A 23249-nucleotide genomic window follows, 5' to 3' on the forward strand; every position below is an offset into this window, starting at 1 on the left:
TATGTTGCGTATCTTGATTACGAACGACGACGGTATTGAGGCGCTGGGGATTAAAAGACTGGCGGAAGCACTGCTCACGCTAGAAGATACAGAAATTTACATCGTTGCACCCCAAGAAGAAAAAAGTGGCGTCGGGCATGGGGTTACCTTTCGCAGTGCGTTGGAACCGCAAAAACATGACTTCTACGGCCTTCCAGTAAAGGCATGGGCTATCAATGGAAATCCCGCCGACTGTATCAAAGCGGCGTATCATCTTCTGTTCGAGGACGATCAAAAACCGGATCTCGTCTTTTCCGGCATAAATGTGGGGACGAACCTCGGGCGTGACATTTACTATTCAGGCACGTGCAGTGGGGCTCGTGAAGCAGTTATTCTCGGGGTTCCTGGTATTGCGCTGTCCTATGACAACTGGTTTGATCAAGATAACTACGGCGAAGTGGTCCAGATGATTCAGCCACTCGTCAAAGACTTTACGGAAAAAGCGTTAAAGGGCGAGCTGCCACAGCAAGTATTCTGGAATGTAAACATCCCACATGTGCCGTTGGATGAAGTGAAAGGCATCGTGCCTGCTTCGCTTTCCTTGAACCATTACGTAGATAAATACAACCAGGAGGGAGCGGGCTACTTCTTGATGCGGGAATATCCAGCAGTCATGCCGCTTGCCGAGCCACTCGATTACGACTTGCTCAAAAATGGATACATCGCCATCACGCCGGTTCATATCGACGCAACAGACCGCAGTCTTTTGAAGCAAATGGACGAATGGTCATTCGTCAAATCGTCTGGGAAACGTGAGGGATAACGAGATGGCGGAAGAGTTCGAGCCGCGGATCGAGCTGGATGCGACAATCGTGTCACCGGATAGGGAGACGGAGGGCGAACGGCTGGACCCCGAGCGATTTCATGATTTGTACAAGCTGGCCGGGGAGGAGGGTCTCCCTTACTTTGCCCGCCTGAACGGTCGTGGCGAGGCAGAATTGTTTCTCGTATTTGAATCGGTGGATGCCTTCAGCGAGCAGACACGTGACGCAGTCTCCATTGAATTCAAAGCGTACCAAAATAAATTGCTCGCCGTGATCTGGACCTTGTCTGATCCGCTGCAACCATTAGGGTTTCCACTTAGTTTTGACATACAAAAGGCGGAAGAAAGGCATATGGCGCAAAGCATCCTGAACCAGGCAGCGACGCCCATTCACTACCTGGCATATGAGGAAGGGAACCTCACGCATATATACACGGAGTCCATCTCACTCTCTGCCGAGGAAGTAGAACGCACGGAAGGGATGATCCGTTCCTTGTTCGCGGGGACGCCAGAGGAGCTGCCACATGCAGCCGAGGTGAGGGAAGAAGAGACGGAGACAATCTATGCGCTGTCTTTGTCCAGGGAAGTGCTCCAGGAGGACGGAGTGGCATTTGTTCTCGACTATCGCCGTATGATGGGGGCACATGGTGAGGAAGAGGCGCAGCACTTGCTCATGAGAACGGTGCAGCAGGCCGTCTGGGTCATGCGAAGGCACTCCCGAAGTGAGGTGAGAGATTCGACCTTCTCCATATGGGTTGCCGAGAAAGGGGAGCTCTTGTATCTCGTGGTGACACCTCAGCTCACTCATCTGTTCGAAGTCGTACATATGTCTGAGGACGAGGCGAATCCATTTGCTCGTTTCCTCATGACCTTGCCAGCATTCGTGAGATGTGAGGATGTAAGCCCTCTACAAACAGGTGCCTACCCTTTGTTGCGATATGAAAAAGGACGTCTCTATCATTTGGAGTTGGATGAGCACGTGCAGGTTCGATTAGATGAACTGCATCGGGAAGCGTTTTCAGGGCATCTCAATCCGTATCAGTAAATATTGCAACATTGTGAAAACGAATTTTCATAGGAATGTTTTTCACTTCGATGAAATATGGGTAAATAAGTCATTTTTCAACAAAGGAAACGACAAGGAAAATTTCGAAGTAGGTAGGACAGACAATCTGCTGGGGAGAGGTGACAACGATGTACGCTGTTCAACCCGATGTACTACAGTACGTTTCCGATTGCGCTCACCGTTTTCAAGGGGAGATCGAACAACTGGCCGAGAGTCATGCACTCACCATAGAGGGTGGATTACCTGCCCTGGAGCTGCAAGTTCAACCACAATTTCAAGCATTGCTGGAGTATACGTTGTGGGGAGAGTCTGGAGTCGTAGCGATTCACGGTAAGCTACAACTGCGAAACGAGATTCTGTCGTCGAAGGATTCCTTTTCCATCATGATGAAATTTTCCCTGTCTCATGATCCGAATCTGGACATCGAGAGCAAAAAACTACGCATCGAAGAAATTCTCTATGGAGAAGTTGATCTGTTTTGGAACATCCCTCCCGCCGGTCACGTCGGACATGTAGAACTGACCATTCGCTTTTCTTATCAGCCTGGCTCAGGTCGACTTGGTGAATATGTACGCAGTGTACTGGGCATCGTAACGGGTAAAATGATAGCTGCCTAAAGAACCGAGTAGAAGAGTGGGCTCTCCGTAAATAGGAGAGCTTTTTTGCTGCATGTCTACCACGGGGATTATCGCTGGAAGGGAGACGAATTATAGTTATGCGACTATTCGTGGCTCTGGATATACCGCAGAATGCTGCCTCTTACATAGCCGACGTTCAACAACGCTTGCAACAGGATGTGAACGTCGACCGTTGGCAATCCTTGCATAACCTGCACCTCACCTTGCATTTTTTAGGCGAAGTGCATGAATCGCTCATTCCGGCCATTTGCGAGGACATGGATATTGTCAGTGCCATCATCCATCCGTTTTCCTTGAGGGTAGGGAGTTTGGGGGCGTTTCCACATGCCGAACATCCCCGTGTGCTCTGGCTGGGACTTCGTGGTCAGACAAATCCGCTCAAACAGCTGCATCTGTTGTTAGGCAAGCGCTTTGACCTGCATGACGGTCTGTCCTACGATCGTAAGCGGTATCGCCCACACATCACACTCGCGCGCGGGCCCCATGTGCAGGGGAGTGGTCTGCCCCTTCTGGAGTGGAACGAACGATATTTGGCTATCGAGCCACCTCATTGGCAGGCAAAGCACGTCCATTTGTATCTATCTGAGCTAAAACCAGAGGGAGCCGTCCATTCCATTATCCACACGAGCACGTTTGATAAAGAACACAGCAAAAAACAAGCGGTGCCTGAATAGACTGGAAGAAAGGACCAGGGAGACCTTCCAGAAAGCGGTGGAAAACGGATGGGTGAGTTCACGACCGGCATTCTTTATCCACGCAAATACGAACCGAAAGTACTGATTGCCTTGTCCAAGTCAGAACAGCCGTACTTCCACAGGAACGTCAACGGCGACTGGAACGCTTTTTTCCTGCAGGACGAGTGGCTGGAAACATCGGAAACTCTGCAATTTCTTTTGCAGCTGTCCAAGCAATTTGTGCCGTTGCTCTGGTTTCACGACGCGGAAGATAACGGCTGGGGCTTTCGGATGTTCGATGCTGGCTACGAGGTTTCCTCCGCAACGATCAGTTACTCGTTGGACGTAGAGATGGCGGAAGAAGAATTTGGCCGGCTCTATCCAGAGATTGACCTGCAGGAAGGAATCGGAGAAAGTGAAGACGTACGGCAAAAGTATGAGGACATCCTGGATCGGGTAGTGCGATCGGAGCTGTATCGGCGAGAAGTAGGGAAAGGCATCACCAGGATTAAACCGCAGACGTTTAACCGGATTGCGGGTCCGAAGCAAGTACAGCAGCTGCGCTCGCTATTTGACCTGCAGTTGTTGACCGATGTGGACGAAGAGACAGGAGCTTCGTTGCTTTACGATTCAGTAGATCTGTTCAAGGAAATCTTGGGCATTGAAGAAATGGTATGGGTCAATTACGCGTATTTAGCGAGCGGTGGGAGAGAGTAGAAAAAAGAGGATGCTATGTGATCTCACACATAACCATCCTCTTTTTTTTGCCCCTTTACGGTATCTCCCTGTACGACTCGATCGATGCCTGCAAAACGGATACGTACGGATCGTGCATGCAACAGGTCAGAGGAATCGGACACCTGCATATGCAAGTGAGGCTCGCTCGAATTGCCCGAGTTGCCGCACAGCCCGATCATTTGTCCTACCTCTACATGGTCACCTGGCTGTACGGTGATGGAGCGGTGCTTCAGATGTGCAAGCAAGCTGTATTCTCCGTTGCCGTGATCGATTTCCACGAAATTGCCGGCAGCGTAGTCTTCATTTACCGTGCCAGGCTCGTTGTCCCAGATGGCGTTCGACACCTTGAGGACAGTTCCAGCGGCTGGAGCTACGATTGGTTGTCCAAAAGCGAAATAGCTGTCGTTGCGCTTCGGATCGCCATGGAAAGTCTTCTCGTTTCGCATCACGAGAAAATCAAATGCATAGCGTTGGCTTGGATAAGCGTAGTGATAGTTGAGCAGCTCGTTGGTGCCGCCCCAATAGGTAAACCACTCACCATGGAACGGCATGTGATACGTTCCTTTCGTGAGGGCTGTATCGGTATCGGGAAAGGATGATAAATGAGCAAGTCGCAGACCGAGGATCGTTCCGTCACGATCAATCGCTGTCGACAGTCCTTTTTGTCCACTTTCATCAATCCATACATAGCGAAGTGTGTCGCCCCAAGGGACGATGGAAGCAGGAAGTAGCTGGTAGCCCGTTACCCCCTGATGAAATTCAGAAGCAAAAGTACCAAACTCTTCTAGACTTAGTTGTTCCCGAAAGGAAGCGCTACAAGCTTCGTAGAGCGCTTTGTACCCTCCAGCTATGAAAGCGGCAGGGATCCAGTCTGCCTGGTCCATTCGATGATGTCGTTCCAAAAGAATCATCCTCCATTCGTATATATAGTACGGATAAAGCCCAGGGAGAGTTTCTCTTCCCGATACATCCACGGCAAACCTGATTTCCGCTGGATGGTCTATAGCCTGTGGATAGCCTTGCCCATCTTGCTTTTGTGGAGAATATGTACCAATATCATTACCAATTTTCCTGTGAGTTGGTCAAAATGATAAGTAACCAATATAAAATGATAGAACATCCTCCGAATGAAACTGAGCATAGACTCATATGGCCGTCTATCCGTTTGATATGGCCGCCTCTGTGCGAAAAAAGAAGGACAATCAGTATGGCAGGAGGAATACCATTAAATATAAATGCAATATTCTGTAAATGATAAATCGTTGAGATCAAACGAAATCATTATGTAGGAGGATCAGAAATGAAACGACTAACGATTGGCTTGGTCTCCACCATTTGTGCTTTCGCTTTATTTGGCGGCGCCTCTCAAACCCAAACCGTTACCGCCAGCGGTGGATTGGGGGAGCAGGTTTTTCAGAAAAGCTGCATGGCATGTCATGGGGCGGATGGAAATAGCGGAAGAGCTCCCGATTTGGTTACGCAAACATTTAAACAAAATCACCAGGATTTCAATGCGTTAAAGGCGGGCATTCAAAAATCTATGCCAAAGAACGCACCAGGAAGTTTAACAGAAGCAGAATATCAGGCAGTTGCTGAGTATGTATGGATGCTGAACGGCAATACGTTGGCAAACGAAAAAATCAGTGTCTTCGTAAATAAGAAAGAACTGAAATTTCCCGTTCCACCCGTATTGAAAAATGGTACGACGCTTGTCCCCATGCGTGAAATATTCGAGGCGTTCGGCGCAGAGGTGAAATGGGATCAGGCAACAAAAATGGTGACCGCTGTGAAAGGGCAAACCACCGTGAAGCTTACGATTGGAAGCACGCAAGCTTCGGCAGGCAGTCAAATAATCAAATTGACGCAGGCAGCACAAATAATCGAAGGTAGGACGTTTGTTCCCCTACGTTTTGTCAGTGAAGCATTGGGTGCAAAAGTAGAGTGGGATGAAAAAACGAAAGTCATTACGATCTCACAATAAAAGTAAAGAAGCGAGGTTAACAAGGAGAATGGCCTGGTGATGATGAAACGATCACCAGGCTTTTTGTATGGAGTAAGGGACGTCAATTTTTGAAGGGGAGTAGCACCTTGCTTGATTGGTAGTAAGGAATAAGACGTTCCTTTTCGGAGGAAGGTCTCTTTTTTTGCATGAACCCGTTTACCCGCCTAGTCCACTTTTGTCGGATGGACATAAACATAGATTGCGAAATGGTTTATACGCGTCAAAGATTGTCAACCTTTTTGAAAGGGAGCGAGGTAATATGCCCAGACGAACATTTGAATACACGGGCGAGCGTCAAACCTTTACGGTTCCGCCTTCTGTGACCTCCGTGACCATCAGGGCGGTCGGAGCAAGAGGAGGGACTACCCCCACTGGCGAACGACCCGGAAGAGGATCCTTTCTGCAGGGGGAATTTCCTGTCACTCCCGGTGAGGAACTGAGCATTCTGGTAGGAGGGGTTGGCGCAAACGCCGCTCTGGCAATACGTGGCGGCGGAGGAGGAGGAGGCTCGTTTGTCTGGCGGTCCACGGGTCCAGCTACTATCGTCAACCTCTTGATCGCTGCCGGGGGTGGTGGTGGAGCAGCCGCTCTCGCTGCCGGATCGGATGCCGATGCATCCAGCCCGGATGGTACAGGAGGAGAAGGACAGGGAGGTGGCGGTACCGCCGGAGGGGGAGGCGGAGGCGGAACAGAAACTGGCGGTGGTGGCGGTGGAGCAGGCATTGAAGGAAATGGCTTCGATGGAGAAGCTGGAGGCAGAGGCGGTAGAGCGATTAACGATGGCGGTACTGGCGGGGGTGCCGACGGGCCTGCAGGCGGTGGTGCTGGAGGTTTTGGTGGCGGTGGAGGCGGCTCCGTTGCGGGAGGAGGCGGAGGTGGTTTCAGCGGAGGCGGGGGCGGTCAAGGTGACGATCTCCTAGTTTCCGGCACTGGCGGCGGTGGAGGAGGTTCCTTTAACGCTGGCATCAACCAGAATAATCAATCTGGTGTCGGAGCTGACAACGGCGTGGTTATCATTTCCTTTGAAGAGCTCTCCTTTGGTTTTACGGGTACTATTCAAACCATTATGGTTCCGCCTTGTGTGGATACAGTTACCATCTCTGCAGTGGGGGCGGAAGGCGGCGCTTCCGACAATTCCGCTGGTAGAGGCGCTTTTATCCAAGGAGATTTCGCCGTAACACCAGGTGATGTACTGAGCTTTCTGGTAGGTGGTCTGGGAAATCCTCCTATTTTTGGCGGTGGAGGAGGCGGGGGCTCGTTTGTTTGGAGAACCATGGGGGCTGTTACACAAGGTAATCTCTTGGTTGCCGCGGGAGGCGGTGGAGGAGGTGCATCGAATACAGGCGGTTCGGACGCACAGTCATCAAGCCCAGACGGCACTGCGGGTACAGGAGGTGGAGGAGCTGGCGGTACAGCCGGATTTGGTGGTGGTGGAGGACCGTTTCAGAATGGAGGAGGCGGAGGAGCTGGCATCATCGGTGGTGGTGTCGCAGGAACCCTCGGCGGTGGAGGAGGAATAGCGATCAACGCTGGCGGTGCAGGAGGCCCAGCCGGTCCGAATGGGGGACCTGGTGGTCTCGGCGGAGGTGGAGGCGGCTCCCTTGGGGGCGGCGGCGGAGGTGGTTTCAGCGGAGGTGGCGGAGGTACGGGCTTGGGAGCATTAACCGGTGGCTTTGGCGGAGGTGGAGGCGGTTCCTTTAATGGCGGCTTCAACCAGGTCAATTTTTCAGGTGTGGGAACAGGAAATGGTGAGGTTTCTATCAGCTTTGGAGCTCCCCAATTGAACTGTCCTCCCGTCATAACGACACCCGCTCCCCCAATTCCAAACAATCTGCAGGAAGAGTGCATCCGCGTCCAAAAGGTATACGACTGGGTAGTAGCCGCCAACAGGGACCGGAACAAGGTACCAATCCCCGACGATTGCCGTCCGCTGGTAGATGCAGCGATACGTGCCGGTCAAAATATCACCATCCAATGCGTGGAGACGATCGTTCCACCGACATTCCCGCTGATCCCCAAACCTCAGCCCACACAGTCCCTGGACTTTTCTTGCACCATTATTGGCATCCGGCGGGAGAATATCATCGTCAACGGAAACGTTGTCCGCGTCGGGATCGTCCGCTTCCTGTTCGGCGCAACGCTCTTAATCCGCGTATTTGCCAATGGTACGCTGTTGTGCGAATTCCCGGCCACCATCCAATTCGATGACGAAATCGTGCTGTGCCTGCCGGAACCGTTGGATGAATCCAACATCCTCTGCCGCATCACCGCTGTCGAGTGCAACCCGATCGGCAATGTGTTCCTGGGTGGCATGGTAGAGCTGGAAGTCATCATCTGCAAAGAGATTCAGGTAGAAGCGGAAGTGAAGCTGGAAGTGTTGGCGAAGTTCTGTCGGCCAAGTCCAATCATTCCTGTACCGCCGCTGACTCCTTCATTCATCTGCCCGCCGATTATATTCCCGCCACAGTGTCCGGATCTCTTTCCGCGCAGAAACTGCGACTGCCAGGGAACAGCCAACGCTCTCTTGACCAACTCTACCGTCTTCTTCGACGGTGTGGCAGAAACGGGAACAGAGCAATTGCTCGCCGATATCTGCCCGAGTTGCGATCCAGGAAGCAGCACGTTCTCCTATACGTTTGTCGATACGGTGCCAACTACTCCGACACCTACGCTGACAGACGAAATCCTCGGCGATTTCAGCTTTGTCTTTACGCCTGTTCAGATTAGCTCGCCTACTTGCACGGCCCTCCCAGGTGGTGGCCTGCAGCTAGTGATTACTGCTACCGGAATCCGGACGTTCACCTTAACCGGCACGACCGATACCCTCAGTGCCGAGCTTACGTTGCGTGAACTTCCAGGTCCCTTTGATGAATTCCGTTTACGGCTGATGAACGCTCTGGGCGTAGTTGTATACGACACAGTAACCAAGCAGGTTTTTGATCTTAACATACAGGTGCAGGATTGCCGCACGTTTCAGGATGTCATCCTCACTCCTTTCAATCCATGATTTATTTGAGTGAGCTACTAACAGAAAAACAAGTAAGAAGTAAATAGAAATCCGTGGTTATAAACCAGAGAGGAAAATACGAAAAGGACCGAGGCGAATTTTTCACCTGTGGTCCTTTTCATGCCTCGTCTGTTTAGATAGTAATGGCTTTTCCATCAAACTTTGTTAGGGAGAAACCGCAAAAATCTTCATTGTAGGTATCCTTGTAATCCTTCAGAATCCCGATGGCAACTGATTCACCCAGCTTTAGCCCTTCTATTCCGTCTGAGCGCCAGTGTACACCGGCCGTGTCGCGGCCAAGGGCTATATTGGCTGCGAGTTTGTTCAATTCTCCGCCAATTGTCAGAGGTGTCCCCGAGTAAGGAAGCAATGAAAGGCCATCAGCACTGGCTTCGACCGGATTCGGGATCACGAAAGATTCGTTGCTAAACGCCTTCAACATGGTAACCCCAGCCCCAGCAATGCAGGCGTGACCAGCGGGGTAGGAAGTATGAGTAGGGCAGCCCTCCGGATAGGCCATGGGCAACAGGTAGCTACCAAATGTGTTGAAGACCTTGGAAACAGCTTCCGACTGGAGCAGTTCCGAGTTAATGGGGTAACTGGCAGCGCCAGTCAAATGGTTGTGGACGCGCCCCCCGAACTCTTCTGGCCGGAGACGGCGATGAACCAGCCATTTCTGGAACCAGGAAGCCTCCAAAGCGGAACGAGCCGACCTAACCACAAAATCCAAAACGTGTGGCCCACCAAAGGTGACAAAACCGATCTGGGTCGCCGAACTAAGATAGGGGTTGGCTAGATCCAGCGCACTCTGTCCAAAGCCAAGAAGAATCAAACAAGCAGCTAGAAAGGCTTGGAAGGTGAAGTCACGATGAACCCATTCTCCTAAATCTCGACCGTTGCGGATATAACGAGGCGTTGGGTCGAATATATTCAGCGCAGCAGGAGACAATCCGTTCTGGATATCCAGCCATTCCTTATAAGTGGTCATGTGGTCATCGCCTGCCACTGTAGTTCGATATCGCTGGACCATCGTTGTGGCCCCGTGAGGGATGTCCTTCCACAGAAATTGGGAGATATAAGGCCCCACAAGGTCTCCGGGCGTATTCCCCCTAAACAAGTTCTCGGTTGTTACCATTCCACCGACTTTTGGACCGCGAAAATCGGAAAAGCTCGATAAATCAGATGCAGCGGCTTTCGAGTGCGGGCTCGTGCCAAAATCAGCAAAAGGCACATCGCGGGTCAGCGCTTGCCAGTAAAGCTCCGCCATCTCACCGGCCTCCCAGGCACTGCTGAAGTCAGGGGGTGCAATCATGCCTAAATGATGGGAATCGGGCCCCGCCAGATCGAATGCATACGCGCCCTGGGGATTCGTAAGCTTTACAACACCCCCTAAAGGGATCGTTTCAAAATTGACCGGATCACCTGTCTTTAACGCTTTCATGTAGGCCTCATAGGCTTTTGGATCAACTTCACCGAGGCTATTGTGCGGCAAACCTTTGGAATAGTTGCCGATTTTATTTGAATACAATTCTTCATCTCCGTTGCACGGATGGGGCGGTAGAGGACGATCCTCTTGGAACTCCGCTGCTTCCTCACGAATGGAAGCTGATTGCTTGCGACGGATCTTCGCTTTTACCGGACCGATTTCATACGACTTCCGTTCGTCTTTTTCATCATTTTTCATAATTGATATCTTCTCCTAAGTATGTCAATGACCTCGATGTAGTATATTGTTTTTGCGTGTATTGGTAATGGGTGCTCATCCTAATCAGCTTTGATTTGGTCCGGTGACTGGGGTGGCTCCCGTTTGCGGAAAAGCGGCTGTCGCTGCTCTCCAAATGGCAATAATGTTGTTGTAAATAACAAAGAATGGATAGAGATTCAGATGTTTTCTGAGATCCCTATCCATTCTTTTATACTGATAAAATTCCTTATTATGATTTATTTATTTCTTTTTCCATTGCCCAAAGATTTCATCGACATCCAGCAGCATGATCAGCTTGTCATTCAGGCGAGCAATCCCTTGCAAGTATTTTCCTTCTACCCCCGCGATGATCGGTGGAGCTACCTCAATCAAGCTTTGAGGAATACTCATGACTTCCGATACAGCGTCAACGATAATTCCTACATTTAGGTCTTCCAACTGCAAGTCGACGAATCGAGTGTCGTCCGTTTCAGGGACTGGTTCGAGACCAAACATACTTCGCAGGTTGATAATCGGCAAAATACGCCCACGTAAATCGACGACACCTTCCACATAAGGAGGTGATTTGGGAAATCGCGTTACAGGCAAAGGCTTGATAATTTCTCGCACGAGGGAAATAGAGAGCCCGTAGTACTCACTTCCCATTTTGAACAGGATCGATTGCGAAGTAGCACCTTCTACATCCCAATCCGCCCCATGATTTCGCTTCGTCAGTTCCATTTACGTATTCCTCCCCGAACCTCTTACCGTTATATACCCATATTGTACCATGGACAAACCTTTCTCGTGTTGATTTTTCCGTTCGGCCAAGACGTTGGGCCTACTGCCAAGGGATTAATCCGAGAGAAGAGAGAACGACCAAGCCGAGGCTCACGCCAAAGCTGAGAAGAATGTTTTTGCTCCACGCCATCAAGAGGAGGCAAACGACACTCGCAGCGATCAGCATAGGCTGGATGACTATCTGATCATTCTGAACAAACAGGGCAGGGAAAATGAGTCCTGCAAAAATACCTACGGGAATAAAGGTCAGCCCATTTTTGACTCGTGGCGATAACCAGTGATCGGGCAAGCGCAAAAAGGCACGACGGGATAAGTAAGTAACGGCTGCCAGGAGAACATACAACAAAATCAGATTCATGCGGTCTCCACCTTTTGTCCCGAATTCTGATTCTCTTTTTTTTCTGTACCTATGGTGGGCCAGACATAGCCAATCATAAAGGCTACCAGTCCTGCAACAAGTAGATGCAAGCCGTTTGGAAGAAGCAAAGCAAAGATTACGGCCAAGCCTCCGCATAACAAGAACGTCAGGGTACGGGTAAACGATGTCAGCTGATAGAAGGCAAGCGCGACGAACATGGCAGTGAAGCTAAAGTCGAGACCGAGAGAAGCGGGATCAGGAATCCATTGACCTGCGACAGTGCCGAGCCATGTGCCCAAGATCCAGCTAGCCAGGAACGAACCGCCAACCGCTACAATATAAGAGGCTTCACTAGGATGCTGGCGAAATCGATTCAAGCTAATGGCGTACTGTTCATCTGTCAGGAGATAGGCGAGACCGTTGACCTGTGCTGAGGAAAAACGCTGGTAGTACGGAGATAGCGATAGCCCCATCAATAAATGACGAGTGTTGAGCATGCAGGTGGTCAACACGATAGCCCACATGCTGGCGTGATCTGCAATCATGGCGATGGCACTAAACTGAGCGGCACCGGAGTACACAAAGGCTGACATCGCCACGCTCTGCCACGGAGATAGGCCTGCTTGACCAGACATCATCCCGAAAATGGCGCCAACCAGGATGTAGCTGGCAGTTATGGGAAGGGAATCCCATATACCCCTGTGAAAAGATGCCTTGGATTGCGCGGACCATTTCATGAAAATGCCTCCTTTTGTTTGCGCAGGACGTGCGTCAAAATGGACATGCCTTGCTCGATACGCTCAGCCCCTTCGTGGGTATAACAGAGGCGAATGTACGGCTGTTCCGCTTCCCGAACGAGAAACATGTCCCCGCACGTAAAGGAAACACCAGACTTCATGCAGGTATGCATGAGTTCCCGAGGGTTCAGCTCTTCTGGCAGTGCGATCCAGAAATAAAGTCCACCCGCTGCCTTTTCATACTGGATTCCCAGCGAACGAAGCGGCGCTAGCTGTGATTCCATGAGCTGAGCTTGCTCTCGGTACAGATTTCGGGCAGTGGCCAGGTGAGGGGCTAGCTCACCGTTTTTCAAAAACGAAGCCAATGCGATCTGCCCGAGTGTGTTTGTCGAGATCGATAATTCCTTTAGACGGGTAATTAATTGAATAAACTGTTGATTCCCCGCGATCCAGCCCGTTCGAAGCCCGGGAAAGAGTATTTTGGAAAACGTATTGAGGTAAATGACATGGCCGGATTGATCCATGGAATTCAATGGAGAAGGGGGTTCGGCATCGAGGTGCAGGTGCCGGTATGCGTCGTCCTCTACAATGGGAATGCCGTAGCGTTCACTCAAGGCCAACAGCTGTTTGCGACGGACAAAAGATAGGGTACGTCCCGTCGGATTGTGAAAAGTAGGGACCGTGTAAATAAAGCGTGGGTGGGAGCGAGCGAGAATCCCTTCTAGCACATCCATTCGCATTCCGTCTTGGTCGAGAGGAACAGGGATGATCTGTATGCCCAATGATGCGAAAAGCTGGAGGGAGCCAAAGTACGTGGGCATTTCCGTCACGATGCAGTCTCCTGGTTTGGCCAAAATGCTGGTGATCAAATAAAGCCCTTCCTGCGATCCGCTGGTGACGCAGACTTGCTCGGGCGAGGAGATTTGTTCCATGCCCATCCATTCGACGAGTTGTTCGCGCAGGAGTGGCAAACCGTGCACGGCGGTAAAAAAATAGGACTGTACCTTCTCAGCCGCTGCCTTGACGTAGTCAGGAAAACAGGAGGAGGACAACGTGTGCTTGCCGCCATCCCCGTGAGCAAAATTGATCGTATCGGGATACGCGTCTGTGATCGACAGGAGCTCAGCCATATGGGAGGGGGAAGAGGCAAGGTGGTTGTAGCTGGATTGACTGTTCCAGTTTACCCTCGTCAGGAGCGGAGCAGGAGGCAAGGCTTCGACCCTTCTGCCGCTGCCCATACGTCCCGCGATAAACCCCTCTGACTCCAGTTCGGCATAGGCTCGCACGACGGTATTGCGACTCACTCCTAGCCGGGTGGCCAGCTTTCGTTCTGGCGGTAAATGGGAGCCAATTGGGAGTTCCCCACTTAAAATTTGGTATTTGAGTTGATTGTAGACTCGGGTATAGATTGGATTTCTTCCCATGCTGACGCTCCTTTTGGCGACTCCATTCTTTTCCTCACTATACGGATAATTGTTTGGCAATAAAAGAGCCAATTCTTTCGATATAAAAAGCCATACTAAGAAAGAAACAAAAAAAGACTGACTGGCCGTAGCCTGTCAGTCTGCTTGGTGCATCTGCCGGTTTAAGGTTCCTGCAGTTCCGTCAGTGAAATTCCTTGTTCCAAGGCGAATTCAAAATCATCCACATCATAAAATTGAACGGGTACGATATATTCCAAAATCCGATCCTGATAATCCGGCTGGTCTGTGATCAGCGGGACCTCAAATCGCATGGACGTGAGCAACAGCTGTGTCTCGACTGGATCAAAAATTTCTCCCCACATGGCGTTGTCTTCTACCTTAATAATCGTCAAGGTAACTCCATTCGGGAAGGTAAACGGCACTTTGGACCACGGTGCGATCAGACCTTTCTCCAGCCGCTTGCGATTAAACGGATCTTGGAAGAACTGGCTCATTTCCTGCATGATCTTGCGCACGTATTGATCGTCGCCAGAGTAGGGCATGATAGGTTCTGGGCTTTGGATGAACTCGTCCAATTCATAGATTGTCGACGCGGGTATCAGATATTCTACCGGTTGCGATGGGGACATCAGCTCCCCGTAGATAGCCAACATGATCGCCTCGGTAACGAATTGTTTCGACATTTCGACAACCCTCCTCCTTACCATCATACTGAATTCCTGGAAGGACAACAACCCTAGACGGGGTACGGAAGGGTCTGTTTTTGGAGGGATTTTCCTTGTTTGATTCGGCTTTTATCTCATCCTTGTTGGTCATTATTACCATCAACATCGTATTGAGTGGGGATAATGCCGTAGTAATTGCGATCGCTTGCCGCAAGCTGGCACCTGCACAACGTAAGAAAGCGATCCTCTGGGGAACCTTCCTGGCGGTGATCGTACGTGTGATCGCAACAGTTCTGGCAGTTTATTTGTTGAAAATCCCGTTCCTTTACTTGGTAGGTGGCGTCGTCTTGCTCTGGATCAGCTACAATTTGCTACGCGAAGAGGATGAAGACAACCAGATTAAATCCAGTGAAGATATGGTACAGGCTGTCAAAACTATCGTGGTGGCGGATGTCATGATGGGCTTGGACAACGTCTTGGCAATTGCAGGGGCAGCGAATGGCAATATTGTGTTGATCGTCTTGGGTCTTATCATCAGTGTTCCGCTCATGGTCTTTGGCAGTCAGCTCATCCTCAAAGCGATGGAGCGTTTTTCGTGGCTCGTCTACTTGGGGTCTGCCGTCTTGGCATGGGCAGCTGTCAACATGATTACCAACGAAGAGGTGATCGCTGACTGGCTTTCGCAGTGGACAGGACTCGAAGCTGTCATCAAGATCGTCATCGTGGCACTCGTACTCCTCCTTGGTTATTGGCAGCGAAGTCATCACGACCAAGCTCATGCAGAGTAAAAAGACGAAAAGCTGGGACGAATATGTCCCAGCTTTGTGTATTGATTACAGCGTTTTTACGATTGTCACGCTCATATAATCCTTCTCGTACAAGTTGATCTCGTAGGGAGAGGCGATGGCAGAACCATCGGGATCTTGCAGGATGCGAATCGTCGGTCGATTCACAGCCAACGAGTTTACATGTGAGACGACACCGACTTGTCCTGTGTTCAGCTGGACGGTTGAGGCGATGGGGTAAATCGCGACGTGCTGCAAAAACACCTTCAAAAGGTCCAGATCAAAATAGGAATTGCCTGTTGCAAACAAAAACTCGGTTGCATCGCTTGGTGTGTAGCTGTTGCGGAAAGGGCGTGGCGAGATCAGAGCGTCATAAACGTCGGCGATCGCTACGATGCGCGCATACTCGTGAATGTTCATGTCTGAGAGCTGTCGTGGATATCCGGAGCCATCGTACCGTTCATGATGCTGCAGAGCACAGTGGGCAGAGACGACAGAGATATTGTACTGACTTCGCAAAATATTGAAGCCGTCTTCCGTATGATATTGAACCCTTTTGCGTTCTTCGGCACTCAGCTCTGTCTTTCTGCTCCACAGCTCCTTGGGGACTTGTGTCATTCCGATATCAAATAACAGGGCGCCGATTCCGAGCTCCATCAACTGCTGCTGGTTGTACCCTTTGGCCAGACCGACAACTCCCGCCAGCACCGCCACATTCACGGCGTGGTGAAAAAAGTAGCCGTCCAAAACATGAAGATGGGAGAGGTTGACCAATACATCCCGTCGACTGCTCAGGTCTGTGATGATTTCCCGGAACACCTTTTGAAAAGTGGACCCAAAGTCAGGTAAAGATGTACGCCGCTTCACCAGTGGCTGGTCCATCAAGGTCGTCATCGTTTTGTAGACCGCATCAACGGCGTCTTTTCGGGTCTCATCACGAATGGCTTCTTCCGGGATGATATCTTCGGTATGCTTGTCTTGAATGTAGAGCGTGTCGATACCCAATTGAACAAGCCGATCGATATAGCGCGAAGTCAGTTCTACTCCTAGACCCAGTAGAACATTCCCATTTTCCAGGAATACACTTTTTGCTACTACATCGCCCGGCTTAACCGAGGAAATATGCAATTTTCTCACGACGAAAGTCCCAGTCCTTTTCTTGTTGAAATGTAAATCGTCCTGATTTTCCGGTAATTCAGTTAGCACAAATATAGCATAAGAAAAGGACAGAGACTACTACTTACCCTGTTAATGTTCTGCAGCCCGGTCGGAACGAGTAAACCAACGGAAAGGATTCAGCGACCAGCGAGGCTCATGGCGAGCATATCGTTCCTTGCGTCGGGTCAGACGCTGCTGCATCAGATCCATTTCAAATGTGACGCGACGGATTTCCAAGCGCAGAGATTCCTGCATCTCTTCGATGTCCGTAATTTTTTGCAGGATGGTCGACTGCATGTGGTTGAGTGAAGTCAATTGGGTAAGTTCATTTTGAAACTGGATCAGTGCATTCTGTACACTTCGCTCCATTTCACGCATTCCCGGATCCAGCTTGTTGGAGGTTGCCAGAGTGATCGCCGTTTCTTCAGAGGAGGACAGCTCCTCCGACAAGAGCATTTCTTCTGGAATTCGACCTTCATCAATGAGCTGACGTTGAATTTCGCGCAGAGAGCTGTTGCCACTATCTTTTCGTTCTTTTACTTCTTTCAGTAGAGTAAAGCCGTTTTCGCTGATCAAATAGTGACCCTGCGGATTTTTCAGTCGCTCATGCGCAGGTACGAACAAGTCCAGCCAGTTACGCAGTGTACGAACGTGCACGTCAAGGCGATCAGCTACCTCTTTCGAAGCCATCCAAACTTGTACATCCATCCCGAATCACTCCTTTTTTCCCCTCGGTATTCCCGGTGGAGTCATTATAGCACCATTTTTTTCCGGGTAAGAGAGAATCGACAAAGGTTCTAAAAACTAGTGTAGATTCGTCTGTTTTGGACAGTTCTGCATTTTTTGTCAAATGAATGTACAGACTCATAATGACCGGGACAGGCGCGTACAATGGAAGGGACCTAACCATCATGTCGAGGAGAGGACCGTACGATGCCACCTGTCTTCTGGATTGTCTTGTTGTCTGCCGCCGCTGCCAGTAGTATCGGCGGACTTTTATTATGTTGGCGCGCCTGGTCCGAGGAAGCCTTGTTTGCCATGATCAGTGCGGGAGCCGGGCTTTTGCTGGCCATCACCATGCTTGACTTGCTACCGCACGTCCTCGAAGGGGAAAATCACCACATGATGCCCTTTGTTCTGGTCGGATTTGCGGTGCTGTTTGCTATCGAAATGATTGGGAAGGCAGGAGGCGAGCTGGGATCGACAAGCGTCATCGGAGTGTTGACAGGATTTTTACTGCACGCTTTTGTCGAAGGTGTCTCTCTGACCGCGAGCCTGCGAATGGATACAGAAGTAGGCGTATCGGTTTTGCTGGCGCTGCTGCTCCACAAGATTCCGGATGGGGTAACAGTCGCATCCTTGCTTCTCGCGGCTACACGTTCACGACGAAAAGCGTTCTGGGGGGCTACCTCCCTCGGGATTGCTACGATTGTAGGTGCCTGCAGCATGGGAGTGGTCGAGAAGATTTTCCCGCCGGCTTGGTCTCCGGTGATGCTCGCAATTACGACAGGGATCTTTTTGTACGTCTCGGCGAGCCACCTCGTCCCCTATATTCAACATGCGAGGAAAGCCCAGCTAGGGGTGTACTTCTTTGGGGCAATCCTTGCTTATATGATGCTGACAGCGTATTTATCCGGAAATCATACACATGCATAAACACTCCTTTCTTTTGCCAGTCTAAGAAAAGAATGGCTCGAAGACTGAGCAAGAAAGGACGTGACCACATGGATCGGGTACAAGGACAAGAGCAACTCGAAGAATCTGTGCAACGGCAGGCTGAATTCCCGGAAACAGGGACGTCACTTAACCCGCTGGAAGAACCGTGGTGGGATGCTTCGACACAATCCCACACTGGCAGTGAGTAGAGAGTAGGACATCCCCTTTTTCCATACTCGTAACCGTGGACAAGATCGGTTATAATGTGGAATATGTTGGAAAGGGGCCGATGCATGCTATGAATACATTGTTAGAGGGGAAAAACATCGTAATCATGGGAGTGGCTAACCATCGCAGCATTGCTTGGGGAATCGCCCAATCACTACACAAGGCTGGTGCCAATCTAATCTTTACCTACCAGGGAGAGCGTCTACGCGAAAACGTAGCTGAGTTGTCCGCAAAGCTGGGCAAGGAATCTCTCTTGGTCAACTGCGATGTGACCCGTGATGAGGACGTGGAAGCAGCTTTTGCTGTGATTCGGGAGCAGGTCGGCGTCATTCATGGACTGGCTCATTGCATCGCATTCGCCAAGACCGAAGAATTGGAAGGGGAGTATGTCAATACGTCCCGTGATGGGTACGCATTGGCGCAAGACATCAGTGCTTATTCGCTGGTAGCAGTCGCTCGGGCAGCACGTCCACTGATGACAGAAGGAGGCAGCATCGTCACCATGACCTATTTGGGTGGAGAACGCGCCGTTCCAAATTACAATGTCATGGGGGTAGCAAAAGCTGCTCTGGATGCTTCCGTACGCTATTTGGCGAATGATCTGGGGAAAGAAAACATCCGAGTCAACGCGATTTCTGCCGGTCCGATTCGTACGCTGGCTGCAAAAGGAATTCGCAATTTTAACTCCGTTTTAAAAGAAATCGAAGAAAAAGCGCCATTGCGTCGGACCATCGATCAGTCTGAGGTGGGAGATACGGCATTGTTCCTGTTTAGCAGCTTGTCCCGTGGTATTACGGGCGAGATCTTGCACGTGGATGCAGGCTACAGCATTATGGGCGGCTAATATTGATACATGCATAACAGGCTCACCTTCTGCGCACACTTAACGTAAATGCGAGGAAGGGAGCCTGTTTTTTATGTTTCCATTGATTACGAACATGGAAGAGTTTTTGATTTATATGGGTGGTGGCTTCCAGTATCTACCTGCCCATTTCAGCGACGAAGCGGGAGATCCTGGTCTTTCTGCCGAATCGTTCTCGGGGAATTCCGATGCACAGGCTGTGACGGGCACGGGTAATCGCGACGTATAGGAGCCTGCGTTCTTCCTCGAGTGCGGCACTCCCGCCTTTGCGCAGCTCGTCCAGCGTATACTCGTGAGGCAAGGCACCTTCGACCAAATCCGGCAAAAAGACGTGGTCGTACTCGAGACCTTTTGCTCGGTGAATACTTAATACATGTACTGCTTCGTCAGGGAGTGGCCGCTGCGTGCGCCACTCTTTTTCGCGTATCGCCATTTGATCAATGTAGTGGAGAAAATCGGGTACAGTCGCATGGCGCTTGGCGGCAGCCAATATTTGCTGCAGTTCGTCGCTCCAGCGGTCTTTGCCGTCTTCCCGATTCTTCGCACGTTTCTTTAAATATTCGCGGAGCTTGCCATCCTCAAAAATTAGTTCCAAAGCCTGCGCAGCCGAACATTCACGACAGGAAGTGAGGATGTCCGCTACCGCCTGTAAATGCTTGCGCTGGTATGGCTTGAGCTGCGTCATTTGCGGCAGGACGTGGAGAATGGGGAGGTCCTCCAATATCGCCTGACTGCGTAGCGCATTCCACATCTCTTGGGAAATGTAGAGCGTAGGCAGAATTTCTTTTAACGCGTCCGTATCATCCGGATTCATAGCTAGGCGTAAATATTGCAACGTCCAGCGCACCGTCTGCCGCTGGTAGAAGGAATCTTCCTCCTGCGTGTAGTGGAAGGAGATGCCTGCTTCACTCAGACGCTCCAGTATCGGACGTGCGGATTCATTCGTGCGAAACAAGATCGCGCATTCGCCTAAAATGGCACCCCGCTCTTGCCGATGGATGATTTCATCGACGATGCGAGAGGCTTGTTCTTCCTCGTCCTCCGGCTCGAAAAGATACGTGTCTCCCTCTTCGCGATGAAAGGAACGGCATTCTTTTTCCCATCGTTCCCGGTTGTGACCGATCAAGGAATAACCGAGACTGACGATAGAGGAGTGAGAGCGGTAATTGACTTCCAATGTGATCGTCTGGGCTTCAGGAAAATCTTTGGTAAAGCCCAGTATGTACTGCGGATCACTCCCGCGAAATCCGTAAATCGACTGATCATCATCGCCAATAACGCACAGATTGTTCTGTGGAGCAGCCAGTAGTTTCACCGTCTCATACTGGATGCGGTTAATATCCTGAAACTCGTCGACCATTACGTGGGTGATTCGCTCCTGATACCGTCGCAAAAGCTGGGCATCTTCTCGCAGCATCTCGTAGCAGCCGATCAGCATGTCATCAAAGTCGAACCAGTTATGCTTTTTCTTGGCTTCCTCATAGACCGGATAAAGCTGCTGAGCCTGTCGCTCCGTATCGTTCGCAGGTTCCCGATACGCCACATCATGGGGGAGGATATATTCATTTTTCCAGCGGCTGATGACGCCGAGTGCATCGAGTGCTTCGTTTTCCTTGAGCGTGAGCAGATCGTCATGACCCAAAAGCGCACCTGTTTCCCGCAAAAGACGCCACTTTTGCCATTCTTTTTTCAAAAGGCGCTGCTGGTCCCAAAGAGTAGGCTGATGGTGCAGAAGCATCCGATAGAAGATGCTGTGAAACGTACCCGCAACCAGTTCGCGTGCTTGACCAGGAAGAAGCTGCCGGGCAATGCGCTGGCGAATTTCCTCGGCTGCCTTGGTCGTAAAGGTAACGACCATGATCTTTTTAGGTTCTACGCCCAGATCCTGGATGAGGTGAGCCGTACGGGCTGTCATCACGCGCGTCTTGCCACTTCCAGCTCCAGCCAAAATGAGCAAGGGACCATCTGTGGTATGAACTGCACGTTGCTGTCCTGGATGCAGCGGTTCATTGCGCTTTTGCTCTGCGAGATGCTGGATGCTCTTTTTGGGCGTCAGCCTTTTACGAAAGATAGGTGGCTTGGGAGTAGGGGGAGGCACCGTGACACTGCTTCCGATCGTTCGTTTTTGGGGCAAGCGAAAGGAACCGATCATCTCGGTGTCATCATCTACGTCTTCTTCAGCGGGCTTGTCCTCTAGGAGCGGAGCCGTCGCTGCTGCGGCTTCTTCCTGTGCTTGCAACCAATCAGGGGGCAAGACATCTGCTTGCTCGGAGCTAGGACAAGACACTCCCTCTGGGTGTGCGAAATAAGGTTCAAAGGAGATTCCTGCGATCAGGCGCAAAGGCGATGCACAGGCTGGACAGCGTACCTGATCCTGTCGTGCTGCCATTCGCCAAAACGGTATGCGATTGTAGGTCTCCGGTTGCAACAGGATGGGTTTGTTGTCGAGAAAGGCATGTTTCATCAGGACACCTCAGGTTGATAGTAAGGATGAAAGAAGAAGTGCCCCCTGGCCGCAGGGGACACTTGCCAACTTGTTGTGTCGTTAGGATTGTGCGTGTAATAGCACCGTGTCTTCGGGAAGGGAGGCAGGATCATCTTCACCTACGTAGGAAATGCCTACCCGGGTAATGCGGTGATTTTCCAGCTCGCTGATGGTGAACAGATAGCCTTGGAACATGACGGCTTTTCCGTGCCCCACTTCCTCATTCAATTGGCTGTAGAGCCAGCCGGCGATCGTGTCGACCTCGTCAGACACCACTTCAATCGTAATGTAGTCATTCAGCTCTGTCAAAAGCGTTTTTCCGGAAACGGACAACGCATTGCCCGCGCTTTCCTCGATTTCAGGTCGTTCGTGTTCATCAAATTCGTCTTGGATGTCGCCCACGATTTCTTCGAGGATGTCTTCCATTGTCAAAATGCCAGCCGTCCCTCCATATTCATCGATGACGATGGCAAGTTGGGAACGTCGCTTCTGCATCAGCCGCAGTACATGGCTGATTTCCATGGACTCCGGCACGGTCAGCAGCGGGCGTAGAAAATCTTTTAGTTCTGCTTTGCCAGTAGTCAATGCGGAGAGGTAAAAGTCTGAGGTATGGACAAATCCGATCAACCGGTCTTTATCCTCATGCGCGACTGGAAAGCGTGAGTGGCGCGAATCTCTCATGATTTCCAAATTTTCATCGAATGTATTGTCGTCGTATAGACAGATCATCTCAATGCGGGGAATCATGATTTCCCGGGCAAGTCGTTCTGAAAACACAAAGACGTTGTCGACGAGCGCCAGCTCCGTCTGATCGATGTGGCCACTCTTGTGGCTCTGGGTGACGAGCAGGCGAATTTCTTCTTCCGTGTGAGCGGATTCGTTTTCAGAGGCAGGCTCGATGCCCAAGCGTCGCATGAACAGATTGGCAGCTCCGTTCAACAGCCAAATCAACGGGTAGCTGATCTTGTAGAAAAACATCAGCGGACCTGCAGTCCACAGAGAGGTCGCTTCTGCTTTTTGAATGGCCAACGATTTGGGTGCCAACTCTCCCAAGACAATATGGAGAAACGTGATGATCGCAAAAGCGATAGCCAGCGAAATCGGGCTTTCCAAATATTGAGGTAAATGAAAAAATGCCATCATGGGTTCGACATAATGGGCGATTGCAGGTTCACCAACCCAACCTAAGCCGAGCGATGCCAGCGTAATTCCGAGCTGGCAGGCAGACAGATAGGCGTCCAGTTGCTGGGTGACCTTTTGCGCGTAACGGGCACTCTTGTGATTGCCCTCGCTTACGAGCTGGGTCAAGCGGGTTTGGCGGACTTTTACTAACGAGAATTCTGCTGCGACGAAGAAACCGTTTAGAAAGACCAAAAACAGCACAAGCAGCAGATTCAGCGTAAGCTCCCCTATCGGACTCTCCAAGCATACCTCCAGCCTCCCGCTGTGCGAAAGGAGGAGAATTCACCTCCGTCTGAT

General features: G+C 50.8%; 22 protein-coding genes. 11 read left to right on the forward strand and 11 right to left on the reverse strand.

Annotated elements, in window-relative coordinates:
• Nucleotide 1: 1 nt before the first annotated feature.
• The 5 genes from surE (at nt 2) to AN963_RS20560 (ending at nt 3897) form a co-directional block, all read left to right on the forward strand.
• A complete protein-coding gene (surE, locus tag AN963_RS20540; RefSeq protein WP_055746437.1) occupies nt 2-802 on the forward strand; it encodes a 5'/3'-nucleotidase SurE in 801 nt (266 codons plus the stop codon).
• A gap of 4 nt (nt 803-806) precedes the next feature.
• Complete coding sequence (locus tag AN963_RS20545; protein ID WP_055746438.1) at nt 807-1847, forward strand: hypothetical protein; 1041 nt, start codon at nt 807-809, stop codon at nt 1845-1847.
• Nucleotides 1848-1996: 149 nt separating this feature from the next.
• The gene (locus AN963_RS20550; protein ID WP_055746439.1) at nt 1997-2485 is read left to right on the forward strand and encodes a hypothetical protein; all 489 of its coding nucleotides are present in this window, start codon (nt 1997-1999) and stop codon (nt 2483-2485) included.
• 98 nt (nt 2486-2583) lie between these two features.
• Nucleotides 2584-3180 (forward strand): RNA 2',3'-cyclic phosphodiesterase, encoded by a 597-nt coding sequence (gene thpR / locus AN963_RS20555; protein WP_055746440.1) that lies wholly within the window; start codon nt 2584-2586, stop codon nt 3178-3180.
• A 48-nt stretch (nt 3181-3228) separates the two neighbouring features.
• Nucleotides 3229-3897 carry a hypothetical protein gene (locus tag AN963_RS20560; RefSeq protein WP_055746441.1) on the forward strand — a complete coding sequence of 223 codons (669 nt, stop codon included), beginning with the start codon at nt 3229-3231 and terminating at the stop codon, nt 3895-3897.
• 23 nt (nt 3898-3920) lie between these two features.
• On the opposite strand, the gene AN963_RS20565 is transcribed toward AN963_RS20560, so the two are convergent.
• Complete coding sequence (locus AN963_RS20565; protein WP_236708043.1) at nt 3921-4820, reverse strand: M23 family metallopeptidase; 900 nt, start codon at nt 4818-4820, stop codon at nt 3921-3923.
• 398 nt (nt 4821-5218) lie between these two features.
• Between AN963_RS20565 and AN963_RS20570 the strand changes: the two genes are divergently transcribed.
• Nucleotides 5219-5899 carry a stalk domain-containing protein gene (locus AN963_RS20570; protein WP_055746442.1) on the forward strand — a complete coding sequence of 227 codons (681 nt, stop codon included), beginning with the start codon at nt 5219-5221 and terminating at the stop codon, nt 5897-5899.
• Between the two features lie 280 nt (nt 5900-6179).
• Complete coding sequence (locus AN963_RS32290) at nt 6180-8927, forward strand: BMQ_0737 family morphogenetic spore coat protein (RefSeq protein WP_269084404.1); 2748 nt, start codon at nt 6180-6182, stop codon at nt 8925-8927.
• Between the two features lie 133 nt (nt 8928-9060).
• Here the strand turns inward: AN963_RS32290 and AN963_RS20580 are convergent, their stop codons facing one another.
• The 6 genes from AN963_RS20580 to AN963_RS20605 form a co-directional block, all read right to left on the reverse strand.
• A complete protein-coding gene (locus AN963_RS20580; RefSeq protein WP_055746443.1) occupies nt 9061-10611 on the reverse strand; it encodes a vanadium-dependent haloperoxidase in 1551 nt (516 codons plus the stop codon).
• A gap of 261 nt (nt 10612-10872) precedes the next feature.
• Nucleotides 10873-11352 carry a chemotaxis protein CheW gene (locus tag AN963_RS20585; protein ID WP_055746444.1) on the reverse strand — a complete coding sequence of 160 codons (480 nt, stop codon included), beginning with the start codon at nt 11350-11352 and terminating at the stop codon, nt 10873-10875.
• A 100-nt stretch (nt 11353-11452) separates the two neighbouring features.
• Nucleotides 11453-11770 (reverse strand): AzlD domain-containing protein, encoded by a 318-nt coding sequence (locus AN963_RS20590; protein ID WP_055746445.1) that lies wholly within the window; start codon nt 11768-11770, stop codon nt 11453-11455.
• Complete coding sequence (locus tag AN963_RS20595) at nt 11767-12507, reverse strand: AzlC family ABC transporter permease (protein WP_055746446.1); 741 nt, start codon at nt 12505-12507, stop codon at nt 11767-11769. Before AN963_RS20595 ends, AN963_RS20590 begins: the two co-directional genes overlap by 4 nt.
• Nucleotides 12504-13931, reverse strand: a complete 1428-nt coding sequence (pdxR, locus tag AN963_RS20600) for a MocR-like pyridoxine biosynthesis transcription factor PdxR (RefSeq protein ID WP_055746447.1) — start codon at nt 13929-13931, stop codon at nt 12504-12506. Before pdxR ends, AN963_RS20595 begins: the two co-directional genes overlap by 4 nt.
• Before the next feature lie 161 nt (nt 13932-14092).
• Entirely contained in the window at nt 14093-14614 is a 522-nt protein-coding gene (locus AN963_RS20605) for a hypothetical protein (protein WP_055746448.1), read from the reverse strand.
• Nucleotides 14615-14709: 95 nt separating this feature from the next.
• On the opposite strand from AN963_RS20605, the gene AN963_RS20610 reads away from it, so the two are divergent.
• On the forward strand, nt 14710-15384 hold the full coding sequence (locus AN963_RS20610) for a TerC family protein (RefSeq protein WP_055746449.1): 675 nt from the start codon (nt 14710-14712) through the stop codon (nt 15382-15384).
• A 45-nt stretch (nt 15385-15429) separates the two neighbouring features.
• On the opposite strand, the gene AN963_RS20615 is transcribed toward AN963_RS20610, so the two are convergent.
• Nucleotides 15430-16518 (reverse strand): HD-GYP domain-containing protein, encoded by a 1089-nt coding sequence (locus AN963_RS20615; protein ID WP_055746450.1) that lies wholly within the window; start codon nt 16516-16518, stop codon nt 15430-15432.
• A gap of 111 nt (nt 16519-16629) precedes the next feature.
• Complete coding sequence (locus AN963_RS20620) at nt 16630-17247, reverse strand: MerR family transcriptional regulator (RefSeq protein WP_055746451.1); 618 nt, start codon at nt 17245-17247, stop codon at nt 16630-16632.
• 225 nt (nt 17248-17472) lie between these two features.
• Here AN963_RS20620 and AN963_RS20625 point away from each other — a divergent pair, with 225 nt between their 5' ends.
• From AN963_RS20625 to fabI, 3 genes are all read left to right on the forward strand, one after another.
• Nucleotides 17473-18195: a ZIP family metal transporter gene (locus tag AN963_RS20625; protein ID WP_055746452.1), complete on the forward strand. Its 723-nt coding sequence runs from the start codon at nt 17473-17475 to the stop codon at nt 18193-18195.
• 68 nt (nt 18196-18263) lie between these two features.
• Nucleotides 18264-18404: a hypothetical protein gene (locus AN963_RS31230; RefSeq protein ID WP_161827296.1), complete on the forward strand. Its 141-nt coding sequence runs from the start codon at nt 18264-18266 to the stop codon at nt 18402-18404.
• 89 nt (nt 18405-18493) lie between these two features.
• Nucleotides 18494-19267 carry an enoyl-ACP reductase FabI gene (fabI, locus tag AN963_RS20630; protein WP_055746453.1) on the forward strand — a complete coding sequence of 258 codons (774 nt, stop codon included), beginning with the start codon at nt 18494-18496 and terminating at the stop codon, nt 19265-19267.
• A gap of 136 nt (nt 19268-19403) precedes the next feature.
• Here the strand turns inward: fabI and AN963_RS20635 are convergent, their stop codons facing one another.
• Together AN963_RS20635 and AN963_RS20640 are read right to left on the reverse strand one after the other, a co-directional pair.
• Nucleotides 19404-21749, reverse strand: coding sequence for a UvrD-helicase domain-containing protein (locus AN963_RS20635; RefSeq protein ID WP_055746454.1), 2346 nt, complete (start codon nt 21747-21749; stop codon nt 19404-19406).
• An 81-nt stretch (nt 21750-21830) separates the two neighbouring features.
• Nucleotides 21831-23195 (reverse strand): hemolysin family protein, encoded by a 1365-nt coding sequence (locus tag AN963_RS20640; protein ID WP_055746455.1) that lies wholly within the window; start codon nt 23193-23195, stop codon nt 21831-21833.
• Nucleotides 23196-23249: the final 54 nt, after the last annotated feature.

Source organism: Brevibacillus choshinensis, from assembly GCF_001420695.1.
Lineage (GTDB): Bacteria > Bacillota > Bacilli > Brevibacillales > Brevibacillaceae > Brevibacillus > Brevibacillus choshinensis.

Bases quoted from the DNA above. Each gene is read 5' to 3' on its own strand.
- surE (WP_055746437.1), top strand. From the start codon at position 2: ATGTTGCGTATCTTGATTACGAACGACGACGGTATTGAGGCGCTGGGG.
- AN963_RS20545 (WP_055746438.1), top strand. From the start codon at position 807: ATGGCGGAAGAGTTCGAGCCGCGGATCGAGCTGGATGCGACAATCGTG.
- AN963_RS20550 (WP_055746439.1), top strand. From the start codon at position 1,997: ATGTACGCTGTTCAACCCGATGTACTACAGTACGTTTCCGATTGCGCT.
- thpR (WP_055746440.1), top strand. From the start codon at position 2,584: ATGCGACTATTCGTGGCTCTGGATATACCGCAGAATGCTGCCTCTTAC.
- AN963_RS20560 (WP_055746441.1), top strand. From the start codon at position 3,229: ATGGGTGAGTTCACGACCGGCATTCTTTATCCACGCAAATACGAACCG.
- AN963_RS20570 (WP_055746442.1), top strand. From the start codon at position 5,219: ATGAAACGACTAACGATTGGCTTGGTCTCCACCATTTGTGCTTTCGCT.
- AN963_RS32290 (WP_269084404.1), top strand. From the start codon at position 6,180: ATGCCCAGACGAACATTTGAATACACGGGCGAGCGTCAAACCTTTACG.
- AN963_RS20580 (WP_055746443.1), bottom strand. From the start codon at position 10,611: ATGAAAAATGATGAAAAAGACGAACGGAAGTCGTATGAAATCGGTCCG.
- AN963_RS20585 (WP_055746444.1), bottom strand. From the start codon at position 11,352: ATGGAACTGACGAAGCGAAATCATGGGGCGGATTGGGATGTAGAAGGT.
- AN963_RS20590 (WP_055746445.1), bottom strand. From the start codon at position 11,770: ATGAATCTGATTTTGTTGTATGTTCTCCTGGCAGCCGTTACTTACTTA.
- AN963_RS20595 (WP_055746446.1), bottom strand. From the start codon at position 12,507: ATGAAATGGTCCGCGCAATCCAAGGCATCTTTTCACAGGGGTATATGG.
- pdxR (WP_055746447.1), bottom strand. From the start codon at position 13,931: ATGGGAAGAAATCCAATCTATACCCGAGTCTACAATCAACTCAAATAC.
- AN963_RS20605 (WP_055746448.1), bottom strand. From the start codon at position 14,614: ATGTCGAAACAATTCGTTACCGAGGCGATCATGTTGGCTATCTACGGG.
- AN963_RS20620 (WP_055746451.1), bottom strand. From the start codon at position 17,247: ATGGATGTACAAGTTTGGATGGCTTCGAAAGAGGTAGCTGATCGCCTT.
- AN963_RS20625 (WP_055746452.1), top strand. From the start codon at position 17,473: ATGCCACCTGTCTTCTGGATTGTCTTGTTGTCTGCCGCCGCTGCCAGT.
- AN963_RS31230 (WP_161827296.1), top strand. From the start codon at position 18,264: ATGGATCGGGTACAAGGACAAGAGCAACTCGAAGAATCTGTGCAACGG.
- fabI (WP_055746453.1), top strand. From the start codon at position 18,494: ATGAATACATTGTTAGAGGGGAAAAACATCGTAATCATGGGAGTGGCT.
- AN963_RS20635 (WP_055746454.1), bottom strand. From the start codon at position 21,749: ATGAAACATGCCTTTCTCGACAACAAACCCATCCTGTTGCAACCGGAG.